Origin of the sequence: [Flexibacter] sp. ATCC 35208, assembly GCF_001975825.1 — a bacterium.
Classification (GTDB): Bacteria; Bacteroidota; Bacteroidia; order Chitinophagales; family Chitinophagaceae; genus Chitinophaga.
Map to the genome: position 1 here is coordinate 47857 of NZ_MTKN01000045.1, position 21435 is coordinate 69291.

The following is a 21435-nucleotide window of genomic DNA, read 5'->3' on the forward strand; positions in this document are numbered from 1 at the left end:
GAATAATCTTACCCACCCTGTTACAATTGATCATATAACTGTTTCCTATAAAGGATGTACTATTTGTATTTGGGTTGTTTAGATAAATAAATCAATTGCTAAACATGTACATTTAAGAGGAGAACAATATATGATAGTTATAGAAGATCCGCTGCTCAAACAGTTAAAATGTCTTCAGCGGAAATGGCAGTAATGATCGCTGGCTCACATAATGTAACCTTTGAACAACTTGTGGCTTCATCAAATGCCTCTGCTGATGAGACTTTGAATATGCTTGATTACGACGCATTTTTTGGATAGGGGACAAACCGAAGGGGTAAATATTTCAGTAAAAGCAATTTAATAATTATTTCACAAAAATGACCTGAGTGCCGGATGCTGTGCTGTCATCATCCGTGGAGCAAAATTTGTAATATTTAAACAATACCTCATTTACAATTGCAAGGTTTTTCAATTTTACCATCCTCACGTCTGGATTAACTATTACCGCCATGCCTAAAAAGAAGTCTATCATTAAAAAAAGAACGACTGGCCATCGCCAGCCGTTCTGAATTATTATTACAGCTCCTTATTATCATTGCTTGATCACTTTGAACACATAAGGATGTCCTGCATCCTGTACCTGCACCCAATACATCCCTGCCGGATAAACAGAAAGATCAAACATGACTACATTTCCACTTTCGGTACGCTGTTGCAATACCCTTCCATTCATATTCATTATCACAATCCTTGCATTGTTCAATGACTTCACAAAGGTGATCTTAAAACTTCCTGTGGTAGGATTGGGATATAAGGCTGTCACCTGAGGCAGTTCTGCTGTCGAATCCTTTACGGCGGCCAGTCTGCCCCCTGTTACTGCATTGTTGCAAACATACATGCGCTGGGTACGGTTGCCCGTAGCATCGTAACTATATACTACACCACAGGTATTAACTGGTAGGTTCTGGGATTTGCCCACCATTGTATAAAAAAGTAAAAATGATAAAATAAACAATATTCTTGGCATATATATGCTTTGTAAAATTAAAATGAAAGCTCTCCTGTAGCCATATCAATGCGGGTCGCTACCGGTCTCTGATCTCCCTGACCATGTTTTACAAATACAGATTGCTCCCTGCAAAAAGGATTTGTATCATTCGGCCAGCCATTCGCTGCCAGACGACGCCAGTAAAAGGCCTGGTTCTTCCGCTTTTTTGGTTCCTGGTAGCGGGATAGAATAATACCTTCTCCATCACGCTCTATTGAGATCAATTTTCCGTCTTCATACTTATACAGCTCGTTATCACCTAAACAGATACCCCAGATCTTTGTAACCTGCTGCACACTACTATCAGCACCCATTGTATATACTTTTACATAGCCAGCACCCTTCGTCGTATCAGGAACTGCCCAAACGCCCATAGAAGATTCCGGCTTATTAACAGTAAAAGCGTCATAGGAGGTGAAAATTCCTTCATTTACATTTGCATCTTTCATTACAGGCAACACAACCTCTGCAGATGCTGTATTAATAACATCTGAAACAGTGAATACCTTTTGACGGGCTGCATTTATTGTTAATCTTTCTGCTTTAGCCAGTCGTGCCACAGATTGCTGATACAGACCATCCATTGCATTGACCAGCCCGGCCACATAATTGCTATCACTGTTCATAATTCCTGTAAATACGGTATCAGTGGTAAATAGTTGCCGATAAGCAGTTCCATCCCCATTTACATACACCGTAGCCTGTAACCTGGTAAAAAAATATTGTGCGCTCAGGTCGGAGGTGATCGAAATGTGCTTAATTGCCCATAATAACTGCTTTCCCTGAGATGCATACGTACCTCCGAATCTATTCTCCACAAAGGTCTCCAGCCATTTATCATAGCTACATTCAACCATCAGCTTACACGTTTCATTCCCATATTGCACAGGTGCATATCCAATCAGAGTATCATTACCGACCGTTATGGTCCTTATCCCCGCAATTTTTGCAGAAATAATTGCACCTGTATATTTACCCACCCCGTCTATATTTACCCTTCTTTCTGAACTGATTGCTGGTTGAGCATACAACTTTATGCTCAGACATATTGCAAATAATAAAAAAGAATACTTCATTTAATTTCATTTTTAATTAATCTATATCATCCCATTTTTGCCGAGCTGTGAATGAGCCTGCCTCTTTTTTTCTCATTAGCCGGGCCCACACTGGACTCATTCAACGATAATTCGTTTTCATATACCATACAGACACCTGCGGCTACATAGTAGCTGGTACCTTCAGTAATAACCTCAAACAGATGACTGGAGGGATAGCTTAAAAATTTCCTTACTGACGGATACAGGATAGTACTTTCTTCATAAGAAGATTCCCGGATTGTAAGGCCGGCAAATGATGGAGGTAACTGTACATAATGAACCCCCATAAAAATGATATCAACATTCCTAAAGCCGTTGCCTGTATCTTCAGCTGCTCTGATCAACAGCTGACTATGACTAATATGAAAATCATGCATCGTAAAATGCTTGTCTGAGCTGAAAATAATATCCTGCATATCCGCTAGTATTTATAGTCCTAAAAATGGGTTGGCGATAACCCTTCCCTGGTAATAGAATATAGTCCTTGACAAAGCATCCCCTGTGTGCTTTATTTCAAACAGCTCCCAGGAAGTAACACGGCTACCGGAATAACCATTTGCACCTTCCTTAAGCGCTTCCCATACATTCATCATTTTTCCATCCTTCATCGTCAGGTTGAAATGAATCTTTACTTCCGGATCCCGGATCATATTCTGAAAAGCAAACTCGAATTCATCTGCACCCCATTCCCACCAGGGAGAAGCCTTCACGCTTGCTGAAAAATCGGCTAATAATTCACCTATTCCCAACGAAATGTCTTTCGTCTTTTTTGCTAAATTTAAAACAACTGGTGTACGTAATGGTCCTCCATTGGGCTTTATAGCCTCCGGCATTTCTCCGGTTAATTGACCGAATGATACACTCGCTTTCACCTTGCCTGTTACTCCTCCACCATTGCCAGCACCCCCTGCACCCGTCCGTCCTTTGTTCAGATCCGTTTTTGCACCGGCAGTACTTGCTTTTAACCGGCCAGCAATATACCCTGAAGCACCTCCTACTACAGTACCTATCACCACGTCCATTCCAAAATCCTTCAAGGTATACTTGTCGCCAAAATAAACAGCATTCCCTATTCCCTGTACCGGACTCGATGTTACTGCACCTGCAAAACCCGCCACGGCACCTCCTGCAACCGTAGTTGCCTGCAATCCAAACATGGACAGCGCCGCACCTCCTGTAGCCGCCCCAACAGCCCCCGCTGCCGCTCCAATGCCAAATGCAGCAAATCCATCTCCCACATTATGGATCTTTCCCTGTACCGCTTTTACAGTCAGATTCAGGACACCTCCTATTGCAGCGCCTACCACAATATGAATCCACTCTCCGTTAGGATCCCGAACAACCAGTGGATTATTTAATCCATAAGCATATCTGTTATATCCCTGACTACTTCCGGGTACAGATACAAAGTTATCAAGGCTCATCATACGACCCAATACAGGATCATACATTCGCCCATTCATATTGATCAGGGAAAAGTCCTTCAGGTGCTCGTGACCGGTAAAGCCCCTATACAACCATTCCGGTTGATTGGGAACATTATTATAACTCCAGTCCGAAGGATTCCTGTAACGCCCCCATGCATCAAAGTTCTGGGAAGCTATCACATTACCGGATGCATCTGTTACGGTCAGGATGCTACCCAGATAATCATGGTAAACGTAATATACTGTGACAGCACTTCCTTCCTTGGTAAGGATAGCACCAATACCATTACCAGCTTCTATATAATGAATATCCCTGGTTACACTGCCTTTAATCTGCCTTTCATACCCTCCCAGGTAATATCTCGTCTCAGCTAAGGCCCCGTTTTGTTTAAAGGTACCCTTTATTCGCCCGTAGTCTGCACCATAAGCATATGTCAGCTGATTGGACCCTTCGGTTATTGTCGATGTACGGTTGAAAGCGGTATAAGTCACATCCTGTTGCAGCTGTGATATCACCGATGGTGGTACCTGGCTACCCGCAGGATTTGTTATAAAAGCCAGCGCATTGACCTTCTGATCATTATAAGTATAATTACCAGCATCCGTCTTTGTCTTGATATTCCCAAAACTGCTGCCTGCACCATCATAGGTAATATTCAACTGTTGAACATTATTAATTTTTGATGTCAGGAGACGGTTAGTATTATCATAAGTAAACACCTCATCCAGATTCCTAATCATGTCTTTCCTGCTATTCAGGTTGCCGGTCAGGGGGTCAAAGGAATAGTTCATCTGGAACACCCCCGGGGTTGAGGTTTGAGTCATTGCCCCCAATGCCAGATTATAGCTTTCAGTCGTAGATTTACCATTACCATAAGAATAACCTGTATAATATCCAAGGCTGTTCATACCAGAAGCCGTGAATAGGGTAGTAGCACCAGTACCTTCACCCATTTGTACCCCTGTGACGGTTCCATTTCTGTCATAGGTACGACTTACAGTAACTCCGGATGGATAGGTAATCTTTGTCAGGTTATTATAAGCATCATAACCATATTGTGTATTAAATGCATTACCATCTGTTGTAATTTTTTCTGATAGAGAACGTCTGAGGTTATCATAAGTATACTCCGTCACATCTCCGTCAAAGCCTGTTACTTTGGTCAGGTTATCGTTACAATATCCGGTGCTGGCTTCTTTCCAGTATTCATAGGTAGTTGTTCCCTCCGGGCCGGCGTGTTGGGTTACCCTGCCAAATGGATCATAGGTTAGGGTTCTTGTTTGCCCCTGGGGATTTGTTTCAGCTACCAGTTGCCGGAAAGCGTCGTACTGATAACTATAAGTACCCGCATGCTTATCAGTCACACCGGTCTCATTACCATACTCATCATAACTATTGGCAGTCATCACTACACCGTTCACAGACGTCTCTGTCTTATTGCCACGGCTATCATAAACAAATCCAACCGAACCGGCATTGTCTGTAGCAGCGATAATCATACCACTGGCATCCTCTGTCTGGCTACTGGACTGTCCGGAGCTACTGGTAACGGTAGTCTTATATTGACCTCCTGCCAGCTTGCTATAAGAATAATTAGTGGTGACTGTACCATTGGACACCTGGCTGGTACGACCGTAATTATCGTATTGATAAGTGGTAGTAAGAGGCGTCTCAGTGCTATAATATGGAGCAGTTAAAGAAACCAGTTCACCTTTTGCATTATAGCTTTTTGAAGATACAAGTGTTCCTCCATTATAACCAGACATTTCCATTCTCACTTCCCTGCCCAACAGATCATAGAAAATCTTTTGATTATTACCACCACCAGGTCTGGTAGCACTCACTGAATACCGGCCAGAGGTACTTTCCCATGCCATAGTTTGCGTGATACTATATCCTTCCGGCAGGGTGGTCAGGTTTAATCTGCCAAATACATCATACTGGTAACCAGTGGTCAGCCCATCAGCAGATTTCACTGTAGCCGGTAACCCAAATGAAGTTTCATAAGTGAATACCTGCTTTTTAGTAACATCCGCCCCTACTGTTTCAGATTGTAACAGGAAACGCCCGGTATTATCATAAGTTGACTTCTCAGAGCGGGTAGGCAATCCTGTCGCTACCAGATCTCTCTGCTTCACATTCCCAAATGCATCATAGGTAAAATTGGTAGTATATGCCTTGGCCTTCCCGGAAAACTCTACTATTGATGAAACCAGATTGGCAGTATTATAAGCATAGGTAGTCACCTTGCTCACTTCTGCCTGTCCATTTCTCACATTCTTAGTAGTGATGGATTCCGGAGAGGCAGGGAATGGTGTTCCATGCGTACCGTATACCGACGTGATCGTGCTGGTCTCAATAGGAGTAACTACATCTCCACTTACACTACCTACTTTGGTAACAGATTGGGTCGTATTTCCATAATTATCAAAAGTACTGGTAGTTTCAGCCGCTTCTCCTGTAATACCGTTGATGGTAAGTGTTTTCGGCACCTGTACAACCACCCGTTTATCCAGGTAATTACTGGAAGGCTTCAGCAGGTTGGTTGTAAATTTCGTATCACTCAGTGTCTCTGCTCCATATACCATCGTTTGTCTTGTCCGGTAAGGGATCAGGTAATCGGGATGAATATCATTTTCAGTAGTGGTTACAATTCCAGAACTTTCATCCGACGCTTTCACCTTTTTAAAACCCAGGAAGCCCCTGATGGGAGAATAACAGGCATCCGTATATTCATATGAAGTATAACGTAATCCAGTGCCCACACCATTAGACTTATAAGTCTCCTTTACAAGGTACAATGGGGAGAACAACACATTGTAAGGATTGCCATTGGCACCTGCTCCAATCGCTACTCCTTTCTTATCATATTCATATTCAGCCGAACGGATATAATAACCGCTTTGAATTGGCATTACATAATTAAACCCTTCCTGTGCCCCAAGACCATCTGTTATCTTTGTAAGAAAGCGTTCTTCCTTCATGGGCTTGGGATAGATGAAACGTCCTGAATTGCTACTGTTGATAGACAGGATATCAGGTTTTCCATCTCCGTTAAAATCACCTACTACTGTATTGGACTTTTTGCCTCCATTGGTACTCACAGCCTGATCGTAGTGCTCAATGTTAAAAGTGAGCCCATTACTATAATAAATCGTATGCCGGGAAGAGGAAGTAGTAAGATCGAGCGAATGCCATACATCTGATTTTCCATCTCCATTGAAATCAGCTACTACCAGATGATGGGCAGTACCAGCTTCATCACCTGCCAGGTAAGGACGATTATAAAATCCAAATGCCTGCGAAGTATACGCCTTTCCTGTACTTGTCAGCTGAAACCAGCTGCCAGTAGAAGTACTGGGCGTATTTCTATACAGCAGGTCCGTTTTCCCATCTCCGTTAAAGTCACCGGGCAATGTTGGATAATTGCCTTTTATATCTGTAAAGGTATAAAGTACCTGCGCTGCATAACTATACCCAGATGATGCTGATACAGGATATACAGATAATACATAACTCTGATTGTCTTTTACCACAAGGATCTCCCGCTTGCCATCCCCATCAAAATCTATGGGCAGCAACTGCTTTGCACTTGCTATAGAATTCGCATAAAAAGGATCACTTGAAGTCCCTTCCACACCAAATAGTGCAATCTCCTGGTTGTAAATGCCTTTCTTCGGACTGGAGAAAAATCCTTTAAAAGCATTACTATAATTGATTCCGAGAATAAGGATATAATCCTGCGCACCATCCCCATCAAAATCACCAGCCACGAAGTAGTTACCATATGTAGTACCGTTACGGTATACATATTTAAAATCCTGTGTATAAAAACTGGAATGAGGTAGTGCCGTATAATTGACAGAGTCATAATATGCTCCCGAGTAGACATTGAATTTCCTGGAATAATTAATACGGATGCCATTGTAAATCCTGTCACTTCCACTTATAATCGTATTTAACATTACGACATCATCCTTTCCATCTCCATCATAATCAAAGGTTTGGAAATTGTAGTAGCCATTACTCGTTCCTTTCAGTTCAGTAACACCTGACTCGGGAATTTTAAACTGGTAAAAATAGGAAATAGCTGGCTGCCCCGCATAGGTAGAAAAATGGCTCATTACATCGTAAGATGTATAATGGGGAACACTGTTGTTATCCAGGTAATAAGAGGATTCCAGTACATCCTGCTGACTATCCCCATCAAAGTCTCCTGCATACACATTCCCCTGATTCATTCCGGAATACTGGACGGACGTAGTTACATCGGGAGCTGTAGTATTAGCACCATAACTAAACACCAGCGGATTAAAGGCTGATCCATTGGAGCCCTTTTCTGTAAAGGACTGCAGGAAATATTGATTTTTAATCAGGGTGTATGCCAGATCATAAGAACGCACGGTTTGTGCTGAAGCATTCTTTATACTGATATTACTCAGATTGTATGCCCTGCGTAAAGAAGCTCCCCCATCATAGACAGTGCTATTCTGCCAACCGGTGCGGGTAGTGTAAGTAAAGATAATCTTGTTATAAGTTGTAATACCAGCCGTAGCATTACCTGTATATTGTATCTCTGATAATACATAGGTACGATCCGTAGTATTAATTGTATACACATATACCTGATAATTACCACTGATGTCCGTCACCTTGTTCAAAAACCACATCATTGTACTACCAGTACCATCATCAGTGGTCATTTTTGCATTGGTAGCATTGCCATATTCCAAAACTGTACCATCTTTGGTAGTGACCTTAAAATAAGCAGGGCCCAGTGTTTCGCTGCCACCGAATGACTCTATTTTGGTGAACTGCTCATTCTCCAGACCATATACTGCTCCGTTCGCTCCATTCGTACCTGATGTAGCGAACATACGTTGTCCGTCCAATACAAAGGCATCATTTGTATTGGTATACTTTACCGGCGTATTAATGCCATTGTAAAAATTCGACTTTCCTGCTCTGCTGATCACAGACATACAGGATAGATTCCATCCCCAACCAGCTACACCATCTCCGGATTGGGAATTGTACATTAAATTAACAGTAGGTGTCATGCTGTTCGTACCCGACAGCACTTTGATAGGAATCGAGTAAGTACTGCCACCAGCACTACTTACCCCGCTAGCCCCCTTAGGCGAACCAACAGGCAACGATGTATTGATCGTTTGCGCCCGCGGTAGCATAGGCAATAGGCATAGCAACATTACCTGAATTTTCTTCAGGAACTCTTTCGGAAAGGGAAACATAAAACTACAATTATCGATATAGGTTATACAATATGGAATACTTCAATAAGGCACAATGAAAAACGCGAACAATCTAAGCGCTATAATCGCTTGTCCCACCTAATAGGTTAATAGAAATGAACATAAATTACAATTGTATAAACTCGTAGAAGTATTCCTCGGTTATAAGGGATCAATTTTGCTACAGCATATAAGTTGATTTCAAGGGCGGCAAATTAATAAATAAATTGAAGGATGCATTTTTTTTCTGATAAATTTATTAATCACAAAATAAATGCTAATTATCAGAACCTGCTATTTCCTTACCCCTGGCCCCATTCAGGCTACTTTCATTAAATGGGAGATCATTTTCGTATATCTTACAAAATTTAGCGAGCAAATAAAATTTTTCTCCGGAGGATATAATTTCAAATAAGGTGTTATTGTAAGAATGCTCATTTTGCGTATAGGGCAGCTTCACCTTATTGGCATCTGCTATTCGGATACTCAGGCCGGAGAATGAAACTGGCAATTGTATCTGCTGTACACCTTGAAAGATAATATCTACATTTTTATTCCCATCCTGAGATCTTAATAACAATTGTTCTTCTTCTTTTTGAAAATCAAAAATGGTAAAATTCTTTTTGGATTTAAAAAACGATCCCCCTATTAACTTTGATAATAAATTTGCCATAATTAACGCGAGTGCTGTTATAAATTCGTATGTAGGTTATTAGCCTTCAAAATTAGGAAATAATAATCTCCAAAGAAAACTCCTGAATATAATTCTGACCTCGCCTAATTTACTTGAATTGAAATGTACTATAAACCGGAGGAGGTAAGAATATTTGTAAGACAATATCCTGATATTTCTATAAGGATTAACCATATTTTGCAGGCAAAGGAGGTGTACAATTGCTTAAAACCATTGGTGAGCAGGCATTTAAAGCAAACCCATTTTACCTTTATCTTTAAACACAACACGACGTGATCTATGATTTCCTTTGCAAGATCAATCTTGGTCGACTCCGATCCCAAAGACAATCTGGCTTGTACAAGGCTAACCAAACTGCCTCCACATAGAGCGCCAAAGACACCGACCTGACAGTTCTCTGTTTTACTAATTTGCCCGCAGTATTGTCTTTTCACACCTGCAGAGAGCCTTCCTTTTTTAGGATTGCCACTTTCATCTATTATCAAACAGGTATCGTCTTCCAGTCCACTCTGTTGTAAAAGATGCCAGAAATCTAATGTTATCCTATCCATCAACTTTGAATAACACCACTTGCCAATGGTTATAAAGTGATGTAAGCATTGCTGACTGGTATTTTGAAGCTCCTCTGCCATCACCTGGCAATTACGTTGTCGACTAACCATTAACCCCTTCAAATAAGAAGCTGCATTTGATGTTCCGTCTTTTGTCTTGCTCTTAAAGTAAAATGTAAAGCTGAGAAGAAATTGTAACAACCGACTCTCTACGAGCCGGAAATTGTTTATTTTCGACTCATATTTTTGTTTATTAATAAAGCCCGTTCGGTTTCTACTGTTTGGGCTTTTCTTTTGGGATATTGCAAATGTATGCAAAACCCGCTTCCGTGCAAAGTTTCGACTATAATATGTAAAGAACTATAATTTGACTAAACAGAGGTAATTCTGAAAAGATTTTAATCAAACTTTTAACTATGAAAAAATTTCCCTTATTTTTTATATTGATGTTTACCAGTCTTAAATGTAAAAACGGCAGTTCTTCAGAAAGTCATAAAACTATCGATTCTAGTGTAATTGAACAAAATGTTTCCATACCAGCACCCGTACCCGAACAAACCCACCATGATACAGCACTTGATCCTGTTAGTGTGAAAAATGAACCTAAAACCTATAGTGATACTGCTGTAATCATTACTGATACAACCACTATTGAGATAGGACAAATTAAGAAGTATGGTGTTGATGAGGACTCGGATAAGCAATATCTTTCTAGGTGTAAGAAATGGAATCTTGATTCAGCTACCATTGTTAAACTCTTAAGAAATAGCAAGCCGCTGGATGGGATTGGTTGGGATTTAGCCTACAGTCATCTGGAATGTAAGTTATATTCACATATAAAGGTAAGTGGCAAGTCGTTTCTACTTGAAGTTAATGCAGGATCTTGGCTGGAACTAACTTCAAAAGATACATCATACTTTTTTATACCTAAAGACAAATCATTTGATAAATACTTTATTCTTCATGCAGGTGAGTGAAAATGAAAAGAAGGTGTCTTCTGCAAGCAGAGGAAGCAGCTTGCAAAAATATTCCCAAAATTCGGTATGTAACACAGGATATGGTAGAACGGAATTTTCTACATATCCGCGCCGATATTCAGAAAGTGGTTAATGCCGAATATATACACATCATGAATGATTCAGAACTGGCTCACCTCATAATCAAAAAATAGTTTAGGTCCTGATAGTTATAAAAAAAGGTCTGCTCCTAATTAAGGTAGCAGACCTTTTCGTAAGGGGGAAGTGATCAGGCTTCCAGCGTGGCGTTTTTTTCCGGGTTCAAACTGCCTGCATTTATCATTAAATCAGTCTTTGACGATGGCAACCTTTCAAATAGGGGTTATTCTTTTGGTCGATGATGTAAAACGGGAGCGGAATAAAGGAATTAACCAATTGAACAAGGTTAATGCGAGGTTAATGATTCAAATTGCTACAATTTAGTAAGTAAGGCAAGTGGTTGGGTAAATCACAGATGCTGTCAAAATATGGTTTGGCTTTGTGTTCTACTGTAGTTAAGACATCGTTTGAGAGAAAAAGATAGAATTTAGGGCTTCGCCCCCGTAAACTTCTAACGTTGGGAGTCATTGATAATAAAAAAAAACTCCTATCAAAATGTCAACATCTGATAGGAGGATTATTATTGCTACCGTAAATTGGTTCAATGAAATAGCTGACGCTAATCCACAAATAAGACGATTAGTTAGATATACAAAGGCGTGGTGTGATTATCGAGAATTTGCGCGGGTTGACAAAAAAATGCCAAGTGGTTTGGTGTTGACTATTTTGGTTGTAAATAATTTCTATTCTCATGATCGAGATGATATTGCTTTGAAAGAAACAATGGTAAATATGGAATATACTCTATCCAAAAACTTCAGTTGTGGTAGACCGACTCCGGAACAGGGTGAAAACCTTTTATCTAGCTATACCAACAAGGATTATTTTATGAAATGTTTATCAGATTTTATCTCCAATGCAAAAGAGGCCCTAAAGGAGAGCAATGGAGTTAATGCGTGTGCTCATTGGCAAAAAAATTTTGGCGATAGATTTCCATGCCACTTAGCAAAAAATGAAACAGGCAATAACACTGCTACTGTTGGTCTTTTTACAGGTGCATCAACTAATCGTCCATGGGGCTTGAAAATATGAATAAAAGCAGAGAGATATTTGAGAGTCAATCAAATAGTTTGATTCTCAAATATCCACAACTGAGTAAATCGTCTTTAGATGGACTTCCCATAGTTAAAGGCATGTTAGACATTGTAGATCAGAATGGAAAATACTGGCAAACCTTTGAAATAGAGATTCACTGTACGAACAGTTATCCCAACCGCTTTCCTTCTGTTTATGAAGTAAGTAATAAAATACCTAAAATTGCAGACTGGCATATGTATGAGGACACTTTAGCATGCTGTATTGGAATTGTACCAGAAGAAATTATTCGATGCAAAAATGGGATTATGTTACTCGATTTCTATGAAGAAGCCGTAATACCATATTTTTTCAATCAAACGCATCGTATGGTTGAAGGCTACTATGTTAATGGAGAATATGAACACGGACTAGCAGGTATTCTTCAATATTACACAGAGTTATTTATGAATCTCAATTCTGAAAAGGTGTTAGGCTTACTTATAAAGTTCCTAAAGAATGGAGATCTTGGCAGAACCTCTCAGTGTTTTTGTGGAAGTAGAGAAAAAATGAGGAAATGTCATAAATCCCAATATTACACACTCATGCAAATAGGCAGAGACAATGTCAAAGAACACGTAAGCACAATTATCCACGTCTTGACCAAGACAAGATAATCAGAAGTTAGGCAATTCAAGATTTACATTTCGTAACTTAGTAAAAGCTGATTAACCTGTATAAAGTACGGGAAAGAAATCGGGGTTATACAAAAGGAACTCAACTAAACGCTCAACTAAAAAAGTAAAACCTGTGACCAGCGCAGGTTTTATAAGTTGGCTGTGACCCCGTCTGGACAATTCTCGAACCGGTTTTATGATCATCTAAAAGCTCTTTGTGAATTAAAAATACTGATAACCAAATAGATATAATTAACGTGGAGATAAAATTATAATTCCGACTTGCTCCAGGGTACCCAGAATCCCTGCCAGCAATTCTGATCCGGATGGTGATAATAGGTAAGCGCCTCCTTCCAATAAGGAATATCTGTATCATTCAATCTAATTGTCATCAACACATCCAACTCAGGAATACCTTTTACAAGATCTGTATATCCCTCCGGATAATCTTCTTTGTCATCATAGTATATCTCTGTAAGTCCTAGTTCCACATCAAATTCCAACATCAAAAAATGACGGAGGCTCCATCCCATGATTATCGTATCAAAACCGTAAACCGACATTACAGGTCTCAGGCCATGCCCGCCATCATCCATCAGAAAAGTGTGTGCAGTAATAGGTAATAAACGAGGTGCTTTTTGATACCACTCTCTGAATATCTGAACTCTTTCTTCATCGGATTCAGGACGTGGGCCCCATGAACGTAGCCAGGACTTACCAGGTCCTGATATGCTAATGGTATAGAAGTCATTTATCCACGCAAGTCTGCTTTCGATCCATTCCTTTTCAGTTATCCAGTTATAAAAATAAGACGGACGGTATAATGGAGACCAAAGTGGCTTTCCCCTTCTCTCTTCTTCGGATTCAATATATTTTACTTCTTCCCATTCATCATCGTAATGCTTATCTATGGTGTGCAATATTCTTAGAAATAACCTATGTTCAATTCCAAATTTTATAGAATATTTTAACTCCAGTTCATCGATCTGCTGATCTGTAAGTGGCAACCATTTTGCTCCATGAATTAGCTTGTCATGAGGTAATTTGCTCCAGTATGATTCTGTTGTGTCTTTTACCCAGTAGAGGAAATTGGATAGGTTCTCAGGAAAGGTTATGTTTTTATTCAATGACATTTTTTTAGCAGGAAAAATATGAATATAACCAATATTGCTAATACCAGATTCTAAAATTAAGTCGTGCCCATTTTCAGATACGGCTGCTTAAGAAAATTTTCCAATTATCCAGACGCTGTCCGGACAATTGAAATGATCTTGTCCTTTTAGAACTACGACCAGTCTGACAGGAAATAAAAGATAAATTATCGGAGATACCTACTGACAATGTCATTAGAGTATCCAGTTCTGAAGAAGTTGAACACCTGGCCAGAACTGCAATAGTCAATATTGAATCTGACAGTACAATGGATTCTTGTATAATTATGTAGTAACTAGCGATGAGTCAAACAGGAAAAGCCGGAGTTGTTGGCCTACAGCAATTCAAGCGTCCCAACATGACTCGAACTCTTTAAAGCTTGATAATTAATCCCGTATACAACTTTCTCAAAAAAGCAAACGCTCCAAGTCTTTGAACTTGAAGCGTTTAAATTTCCTGTGACCCCAAGTATCAGAAACTCGAACCAAATTATGCAAGAATTAACGTGTCTATTTTAAGGGTAACAATAAATAGGCAATTAAATATCATAAAAGTTCGAGATCTATCTTGTGGGATCTTTTCGTTATAGGTATGAATAATTATAAACCAATGTTACTTAGAAATTAATTAATAAATATCATACTTTTTAAAATGCATGTATATTTAATTTAAAGCTAGGATGTTAACAGCACAAACTTTGTATGAATGGCAAAGAATTGATACTAAAATCATCCTAGTCATCTGATGAGACCTTTGAAGTATCGTATTTAGGAATGTTAAGCCTTTTACCCACCATCTACAATTAGAAATAATCATTATTGGGCATAAGAAACTATTTCTTCCTCAAATACTGGCTACGCATATACGTGGCGTTGACGGCTAGTACTTTAGTCAACGACTGAAAGTGTGACATTAACAAATGTTTCTTTATCTTTATTTATAAACCCCCATTTATTTATGAATACAGATTTGGAAAACATTCTAATTGAACACTTTATTTTTCACGTTGTACATCACGGTGAAGATGACCCGATTTTAATGGATGAGACGCCCATAGATCGATTTGAACTATTTTTTAAATTAAGAATTCAGGAAGTACTAGATGGAAATAGATTTGATTTTACGCCTGAATCGCATTTTTTATCTCAGATAAAATCCATAAATAGTTCAAATGGTTTTTTGGATATAAGTAAAGAGATAGCGAGGATATTCCATTCCCATCGAGATAACAGGATAAAACCAGGAGTTATGATCTTAATAAAAGCACGTATTAGTGGGTTAGCTAAGTATGTCTTAGTCAAATACGACCATGAAAATGTGATCTATTATACTCAGAGCAACAACAAAGCAATTTTAAGTGAAATATCAAGCACATTCAGCAAAAATAAAGATGCCCTTCAAAAATCTGCTATCATAGATTTAGATACATCAGTTCCACATGCTATAGTGGTTGATAAATCCGAAAAGGCTCATGTTACACAATTTTTTAAAAATTTCCTAGGAATCAGAAGAACATATACTAACACAACATTAACAGAGAAAGTCAAAGAATGTTATTTAGAAACCGTAAAACAACACAAAATAGCTTTGCCCAAAGAGTATACAAGTAGAGCTAGTCTTAACTTCTATGAGTATGTTCAAAATAATGATACGTTTGACACAGAAGATTTCCTGCAGAACATATTCGGCCATACTTACATTCCGGCAATGGGAAATTACTTTAGGAAAGAATTGAAGAAGAAAGATATTGCTGGTGAAACATTCGCTTTGGACAAAAACATACCGAAGCCTAAGTTGAGAAAGATGAGAACATCTGAAGGTGTTGCAATTCAATTCCCTCCTACAGCAGAGGATACCATCAATATTCGGCATGAAAACAATCAAACAATTGTAACGATCACAACCTCGCAGCTTATAGAAGAAAAATAATATGGTTGAACATATTTTATTAACTCCGGCCTTTAAAAATAAAATATTTGAGAACAAAGATGTTATTAGATTAACCGATATCTCATATAATGAATCTGTCTCACTTATATTGAGAGGCATTCAAAAATACTTTTTTGAAAAAGGGCTTGGAGTTACAGAAGTAAATTCTGAGCTAGGCGAAGAAATCGATATTAATAGTGAATATAATTCCGTACATGATGGCCTCATTACTGTAAGAATAAGAAAGACAGGAGACATCTATTTTATTTTGGAGGGTGCCTTTGAACATTTTTTAAGTCGTCAGAAGTCTTGTACAGCATATTCAGTCATTAAGCTATTCTTCATCAGCAAGGCTTATAGAACTCCTACAACGATTTTCGTTCCCTTATCTGATGAACAACTTATAACAGCTAATCCAGGAACTAGCGACGATGTAACTCCAATAAAATATGTGAAACCAATCAATCAAGTCGGTCAAGAATACATGCCAGATTCTATAAAGTCTTGGCTAACAACTGCAAGCGAACTAAGTATTACTCCTGATGTCTGGAAAATTAGCTCGACAAAAAAAATGATCACTACTTTAGGGTCAGAATTTTCGATAGTAGATGATAATTTAATGTTGGAGTTTAAAGGTGATAGAAGGAGGACGCTCGTTCTTAAAATGGATGAAGTTGATGTTTTCCTTACATTGTGTGAAGTTATATACGAGATCGCGGATTGGATCTATTATCAAAGTAAGGATATTGAAAGCAGACATTCGCTCTTTAATTATCAAATGTCATTGTTGCTAGATGACGATTTGCCAGAGGTTAATAGTATAGTCCTGAATAAAAAATTGAAGGTCTGCCTTGAAAATAGTAGACTCGCTTATAGATATTATCTGTCGAACGCATCAAAAGAATTGAATAAGACTTTAGGAGAATTGAATAAATCAATGTTTGATTACCTTAGTAAAATAAGGCAGAATACTGCAGATTTGTCAAGTGGATTGTGGCGGGACTTTACAACAGTTATGGGGGTCATGATTTTAAATTTTTCCATTAAAAAGGCGGACATTATCAGTAAATACTTTCCTTTCTTTGCAATTGCACTATGTGTATATGTTTGTGTCAGTTTTTTTATAACTGCCAGTTCAGGGTTCGCTTTTTATTATAATCTCAAGTCTACAATGATAACCTGGAAAAGTAAACTTTATAGCTATCTTAGTCAAACGGAATATGATACCTATTGTTTATCTCCATTAAAAACGGCATTTAATAAATTCCGTTTTTATTTTCTAATTGTATTAGTCGCATATCTTGCATTAGTAATATCAGTCTTATCGGTAGCTTATAGCTGATATTTGTAAAGAAGCTAAGATAGTAGTTTTAAATAAATGATCGTATTTTCATTTACATGAATTCATTTTAGCGGATTTGATGGGAGATTTAGTTAATCCCCTTACCATAATTAGCGTTAAAGTAGTCTAAGAGACTCGTTTCAAAATGAGCTAAATCAAGACCGTCTTTAATATATTTTGAAGGTATAAGGGTTCTGTAGTCTCCATCTAAACTGAATTTATCTTCTTGATGTGCAGTGGTAAAAATATCGACTAAATGCCCCACATTGCTCCCTACATCTGTATTAAATTTCATATTCTCTACTATGCTCTCAATTGATTCCACTGCGTACTTATCTGCACCTTGGTATTGAGTCATATCTATAGAACACAATGCAAAACTTCTTGGATATTCATGCGCTCGAAGTGTTTGTTTTCTAGATATTCGGATAGGGGTAGTTTCTAACCATTTCGATTTTACTTCGATATAATAAACTGGTTTATCTTCAATGTAAATTACAAGATCTTGTCCATCTTGTTCACTTAACACCTTCGCAGTTATACTTTGGGATAGACGTTCGCGTAGTACATCCTCTAAATGATTTCCAATTTTCTTTTTATACTTCATTTCAGCTTCTTCTTGCTGTTTTTTAAGCAATGCATCTTCGCCAAATTTGATTAAATCACCAAGATTAGGATGGGCTGCAATTCCTGCAAGTTTTTTTATCACTGATTCGTCCTGACTTAAAATTGCAAATGAAGCTTCACCATTTGCAAGTTGTACCAAAATAGCAGATTTATTTCGTGATGTAGCTGGGAAGAGCTTTTCATATATCTCCGATTGGGGTTGATCTGGTTTGAAATTTCGAATTATATCAATAATATCAGTTCTATACGTGTGATTTTCTATGTGAATTTCATTTCCCGAATCACCAAAAAATCTCTGTTCTATTATTGATGTTAAATCGAGACTTCGTATCGATTTCATTTCCTCATAAATATTTTCAATAATAGAATGTGCCAATTTGGCTCTAATAGGTTCGAGAGGATCGACAATTTTATCGTATAAATCTTTCACGAAAGATGGAATACTATTATCCTTATTCAGCGAGCTTATAGATTTAAGCTTGAAAAGCTGGTTTGGATAAACATCATATCTCAAAAATACTTTTTTAACATCTGCATAATTAAACGCTTCTATAAAAACTTGGGCAAAATCATTAATATGAGCTTTTACCCACTCCTCATCCTTATCGCTAAGGTCATTCAAATAGACTTTGAATAAATCAAACTGCCCCTTTCTTACATCTATATTATCTTCACCTGGCAGGGATGGAAGAACAATTTGGTTCAATTGAAGATTGTAATGCGTTGCAATCAATTTTATAATACGAACAGGGCCACTTGCTGAATCTTCTTTGGGAACTATGCTAGTATATTGTATCAAACTGGCAAGATAATTTTCAGGTAGTTTACCGGAACGTGTTCCATCTTTTATGTGCTCATCTAAAGAAGCATTGATTAGCTCCATGTAATGTCTCCTACCAAAAGGCTCAAATTCCAATCCTTCTAATAAAAAATCTTCATCTATTTGTCTGTTAGATATTTTTGGATTAATAACATCTGCTAATGGCATTAGATCCGCTGTTAATTCAACAGATCTACTAAGCTCAATCTGTTTTCTGAATTGCCCTTTAATGTTAGGTAGCAGTGCCTTATTAGCAAAAAGCTCTCCTTCTCCTTTACGAATTATCTCCTTATATAAAAGGATCAATTCTGTCCTATTGTAAGATTGAATAGTTCCTTTTTCTTGAATTTTCTCCGCTATTTTTGAAAAGCCAATCTTTGTTATATCAGTTATATTCCATTCGTCAGTAATCTCAGTCCAATTTGAAATAAGGTCGGGTTTGGGAATGTTTGGGCAAAACATGCCAACTATATTGTATATTGCCTGTCGCGTCTGTGAATCTGTTCCATCGATAACACTTGTATCAAGAAAAACTGCTTCCTGCGCTGAAATTCTATTTGTGAGTGTTTCCACAAAGGGAAGTGTTCTGAACTTGGTTATCCACTTCTCTTTTAATTCGATAAAATAGCTATTCAATTTAAGATCGTCCGAACTTACAGAAAAGTTGATTTCAGCTAACAAATGAGGATTTTTAATTTTTGCAAGATTATCTCCTAAAAATTTGAAAATCAAAGAGGAAGCCTCTTCCATCAATTTTTGATTGGCTTCTTCTTCTATCTTATTCTTTTCATTTTCCGAATTCAGATGTAGGCCATCTCTTGGCTCTGTAGGTTGAAAATTTTTGGAATGAATAACAAAATTGAAACCAAAATCCTCGGTTCCAATCAACGGATAAAATAAGAACAGTCTTGGTAATGAATCAGGTAATGATTCTGCTTCTCCAATATAACCATCCTCATTGGAGATATTTTGAAAGGGCAGTACTACTAATAGTTTCTCAGTTTTTAAGTAGTTGATTTTTTTTACTTCATTATTAATTTGAATTTTACGAATAAAATAATGTTCCATGCTTTCCTCATTATCGTCTTTTAAAAAGGTGGTTGTATTGCCTTTAGTATCTGTGAGGCTTACTTTTTTTAATCTGTCGTTGAAAACCATTACATAAGGCAATATCGTTTTGAGCGACTCAATGGCATCAAATGCCCTCCTTTTATTGAGTTCATTATTGAACTCAAATTTAAAAACTGTAGAAGGCAATTCTTCATAGGTGAGTGGTCGGCCCAAAAGCTCAATAACGTTCTTCCTAAGATTACTTATTTCATCACATAATTTTTCCCAGTCTTGTGTACTTCGATCAATAAGAAGGTTTTCAAATTGGATATGTCCTTCAGGTTCTACGTGGAGATCTTCTACTGTAAAATCATCTCTAATTGCACCGCTAACCTGCACCACATCACCGAATGAGTGAACAGTCATAAAGCCAGTACCATACTGCCCAATTGGGTCAACGTCCTCTCTATCTATTTTTTTTTCAGTTAAGGTTTTTGAACTTACTTGAGTAAACAAGCAATCTAATGTATGCATGGTGAATGGCACTCCATTGTGAGAGAATATTAGCTCGTTTTCAGAAATACTTACTGAAATTTCACAAGATGGACTTAAGTCAACAGCATTTTGAAACAGTTCCCATATTGCTCGTTTGGCATGGCTAGGACCGATTTTCTTAATACCTTGTATGATTTTATCAGCATGCTGTTTTAGGTCGTTTCGTTGGGTCTTCAACCTATATAAATCAACTCTTGATTCTTGTACTGTTTGTTTCATTTAGCCTTCTTTATTAAGTTTCGTTTTTACAAAGCGTTAGCAAAAATTCAAGTTCTTTCGTTTCTTATTTGGGATTAATTGTCGGTATAAAACAAGTGTGCCTAAATCTGCGATTGATTAATTTAGCAATTGCCTAATTTTAAATATATGCAATATTTAGCATTATAGTAAATAATGTGAACTATCGACAATCAACCGAATCAAAATATCCTAAAAGAAGATAAATATATGAGTGAGAATAAACCTACACCAACGCAAGCAATTTCAATACTTGCAATGAAGATATAACAGTGTCGGAAGGAAGATGCAAAAAAAACTCGAATTAATTTATTCCTTAGCCGAAATGACAATAAAACAAATTCTAATAACGTAGATTAGATAAGATCATATTTCAACATAGCACCCATTCAATACCCTTATGGTACTCGAACCCAATATCTTTTGCAAATCAATTAGTTGCAGGTCAAAGCAAAGAAAAACGGTGACATATCGAACGGAAAAAGGCTTCAAAACGAATACGTTCTGAAGCCTTTTCTTTCTCTGTGACCCCGCTGGGATTCGAACCAATTAATTAACTTTATTTATAAAAAACTGTCAATCCTCATCAAATAGGGTAAGAATATTAAGTTGAACCTGCCGGAACTCGACTATCCATGCGACTAAAAAACAAAACCCCGCGCTAAGCGCGAGGTTTCAATTTAACTTGCGGGCTGCGGGGGACAAGTTTCGATTGCGCTGTGCAAAGTCCGTGAGGTGGGGATTTATAAATGAAACACCTCGAAATTACCCGGCAGGTTCTCAATCCTGCCCGACAAGGTCTAGTCAACCACCGGAAGCGAGTCTTGCGTAGTCATCAGTAATGGTGGCAGTCGGGTAAGGATAT

13 protein-coding genes are annotated in these 21435 nt (G+C 38.0%); 5 read left to right on the forward strand and 8 right to left on the reverse strand.

What is annotated here, in order from left to right:
* Window positions 1–574: 574 nt before the first annotated feature.
* The 6 genes from BW716_RS24295 to BW716_RS38490 all read right to left on the reverse strand — a co-directional run bounded on the left by BW716_RS24295 (window position 575) and on the right by BW716_RS38490 (window position 10370).
* Window positions 575–1009 (reverse strand): T9SS type A sorting domain-containing protein, encoded by a 435-nt coding sequence (locus BW716_RS24295; protein WP_083726917.1) that lies wholly within the window; start codon window positions 1007–1009, stop codon window positions 575–577.
* A gap of 17 nt (window positions 1010–1026) precedes the next feature.
* Window positions 1027–2106: a hypothetical protein gene (locus tag BW716_RS24300; RefSeq protein WP_143709000.1), complete on the reverse strand. Its 1080-nt coding sequence runs from the start codon at window positions 2104–2106 to the stop codon at window positions 1027–1029.
* A gap of 26 nt (window positions 2107–2132) precedes the next feature.
* Complete coding sequence (locus BW716_RS24305; protein ID WP_083726921.1) at window positions 2133–2543, reverse strand: hypothetical protein; 411 nt, start codon at window positions 2541–2543, stop codon at window positions 2133–2135.
* A gap of 12 nt (window positions 2544–2555) precedes the next feature.
* Entirely contained in the window at window positions 2556–8807 is a 6252-nt protein-coding gene (locus BW716_RS24310; protein WP_083726923.1) for an FG-GAP-like repeat-containing protein, read from the reverse strand.
* A gap of 277 nt (window positions 8808–9084) precedes the next feature.
* Window positions 9085–9480, reverse strand: a complete 396-nt coding sequence (locus BW716_RS24315; protein ID WP_083726925.1) for a hypothetical protein — start codon at window positions 9478–9480, stop codon at window positions 9085–9087.
* Window positions 9481–9608: 128 nt separating this feature from the next.
* Window positions 9609–10370, reverse strand: a complete 762-nt coding sequence (locus BW716_RS38490; RefSeq protein ID WP_083726927.1) for a transposase — start codon at window positions 10368–10370, stop codon at window positions 9609–9611.
* A 98-nt stretch (window positions 10371–10468) separates the two neighbouring features.
* Here BW716_RS38490 and BW716_RS24325 point away from each other — a divergent pair, with 98 nt between their 5' ends.
* From BW716_RS24325 to BW716_RS24340, 3 genes are all read left to right on the forward strand, one after another.
* Window positions 10469–11029, forward strand: coding sequence for a hypothetical protein (locus BW716_RS24325; RefSeq protein ID WP_083726929.1), 561 nt, complete (start codon window positions 10469–10471; stop codon window positions 11027–11029).
* Between the two features lie 633 nt (window positions 11030–11662).
* Entirely contained in the window at window positions 11663–12199 is a 537-nt protein-coding gene (locus BW716_RS24335) for a hypothetical protein (protein WP_083726933.1), read from the forward strand.
* Window positions 12181–12858, forward strand: a complete 678-nt coding sequence (locus BW716_RS24340) for a hypothetical protein (RefSeq protein WP_083726935.1) — start codon at window positions 12181–12183, stop codon at window positions 12856–12858. Before BW716_RS24335 ends, BW716_RS24340 begins: the two co-directional genes overlap by 19 nt.
* Window positions 12859–13127: 269 nt before the next feature.
* Here the strand turns inward: BW716_RS24340 and BW716_RS24345 are convergent, their stop codons facing one another.
* Window positions 13128–13985 carry a hypothetical protein gene (locus BW716_RS24345; protein WP_143709002.1) on the reverse strand — a complete coding sequence of 286 codons (858 nt, stop codon included), beginning with the start codon at window positions 13983–13985 and terminating at the stop codon, window positions 13128–13130.
* A 982-nt stretch (window positions 13986–14967) separates the two neighbouring features.
* On the opposite strand from BW716_RS24345, the gene BW716_RS24350 reads away from it, so the two are divergent.
* Both BW716_RS24350 and BW716_RS24355 read left to right on the forward strand, forming a co-directional pair.
* Entirely contained in the window at window positions 14968–15939 is a 972-nt protein-coding gene (locus BW716_RS24350) for a hypothetical protein (RefSeq protein WP_083726939.1), read from the forward strand.
* Between the two features lies 1 nt (window position 15940).
* Window positions 15941–17281 carry a hypothetical protein gene (locus tag BW716_RS24355; RefSeq protein ID WP_083726941.1) on the forward strand — a complete coding sequence of 447 codons (1341 nt, stop codon included), beginning with the start codon at window positions 15941–15943 and terminating at the stop codon, window positions 17279–17281.
* Window positions 17282–17369: 88 nt separating this feature from the next.
* On the opposite strand, the gene BW716_RS24360 is transcribed toward BW716_RS24355, so the two are convergent.
* Window positions 17370–20552 (reverse strand): sacsin N-terminal ATP-binding-like domain-containing protein, encoded by a 3183-nt coding sequence (locus tag BW716_RS24360; RefSeq protein WP_083726943.1) that lies wholly within the window; start codon window positions 20550–20552, stop codon window positions 17370–17372.
* Window positions 20553–21435 lie beyond the last annotated feature (883 nt).

What these genes read in the sequence shown, in the direction of transcription:
- BW716_RS24295 (WP_083726917.1), bottom strand. Translation starts at nt 1,009, where the DNA reads ATGCCAAGAATATTGTTTATTTTATCATTTTTACTTTTTTATACAATG.
- BW716_RS24300 (WP_143709000.1), bottom strand. Translation starts at nt 2,106, where the DNA reads ATGAAGTATTCTTTTTTATTATTTGCAATATGTCTGAGCATAAAGTTG.
- BW716_RS24305 (WP_083726921.1), bottom strand. Translation starts at nt 2,543, where the DNA reads ATGCAGGATATTATTTTCAGCTCAGACAAGCATTTTACGATGCATGAT.
- BW716_RS24310 (WP_083726923.1), bottom strand. Translation starts at nt 8,807, where the DNA reads ATGTTTCCCTTTCCGAAAGAGTTCCTGAAGAAAATTCAGGTAATGTTG.
- BW716_RS24315 (WP_083726925.1), bottom strand. Translation starts at nt 9,480, where the DNA reads ATGGCAAATTTATTATCAAAGTTAATAGGGGGATCGTTTTTTAAATCC.
- BW716_RS24325 (WP_083726929.1), top strand. Translation starts at nt 10,469, where the DNA reads ATGAAAAAATTTCCCTTATTTTTTATATTGATGTTTACCAGTCTTAAA.
- BW716_RS24335 (WP_083726933.1), top strand. Translation starts at nt 11,663, where the DNA reads ATGTCAACATCTGATAGGAGGATTATTATTGCTACCGTAAATTGGTTC.
- BW716_RS24340 (WP_083726935.1), top strand. Translation starts at nt 12,181, where the DNA reads ATGGGGCTTGAAAATATGAATAAAAGCAGAGAGATATTTGAGAGTCAA.
- BW716_RS24350 (WP_083726939.1), top strand. Translation starts at nt 14,968, where the DNA reads ATGAATACAGATTTGGAAAACATTCTAATTGAACACTTTATTTTTCAC.
- BW716_RS24355 (WP_083726941.1), top strand. Translation starts at nt 15,941, where the DNA reads ATGGTTGAACATATTTTATTAACTCCGGCCTTTAAAAATAAAATATTT.
- BW716_RS24360 (WP_083726943.1), bottom strand. Translation starts at nt 20,552, where the DNA reads ATGAAACAAACAGTACAAGAATCAAGAGTTGATTTATATAGGTTGAAG.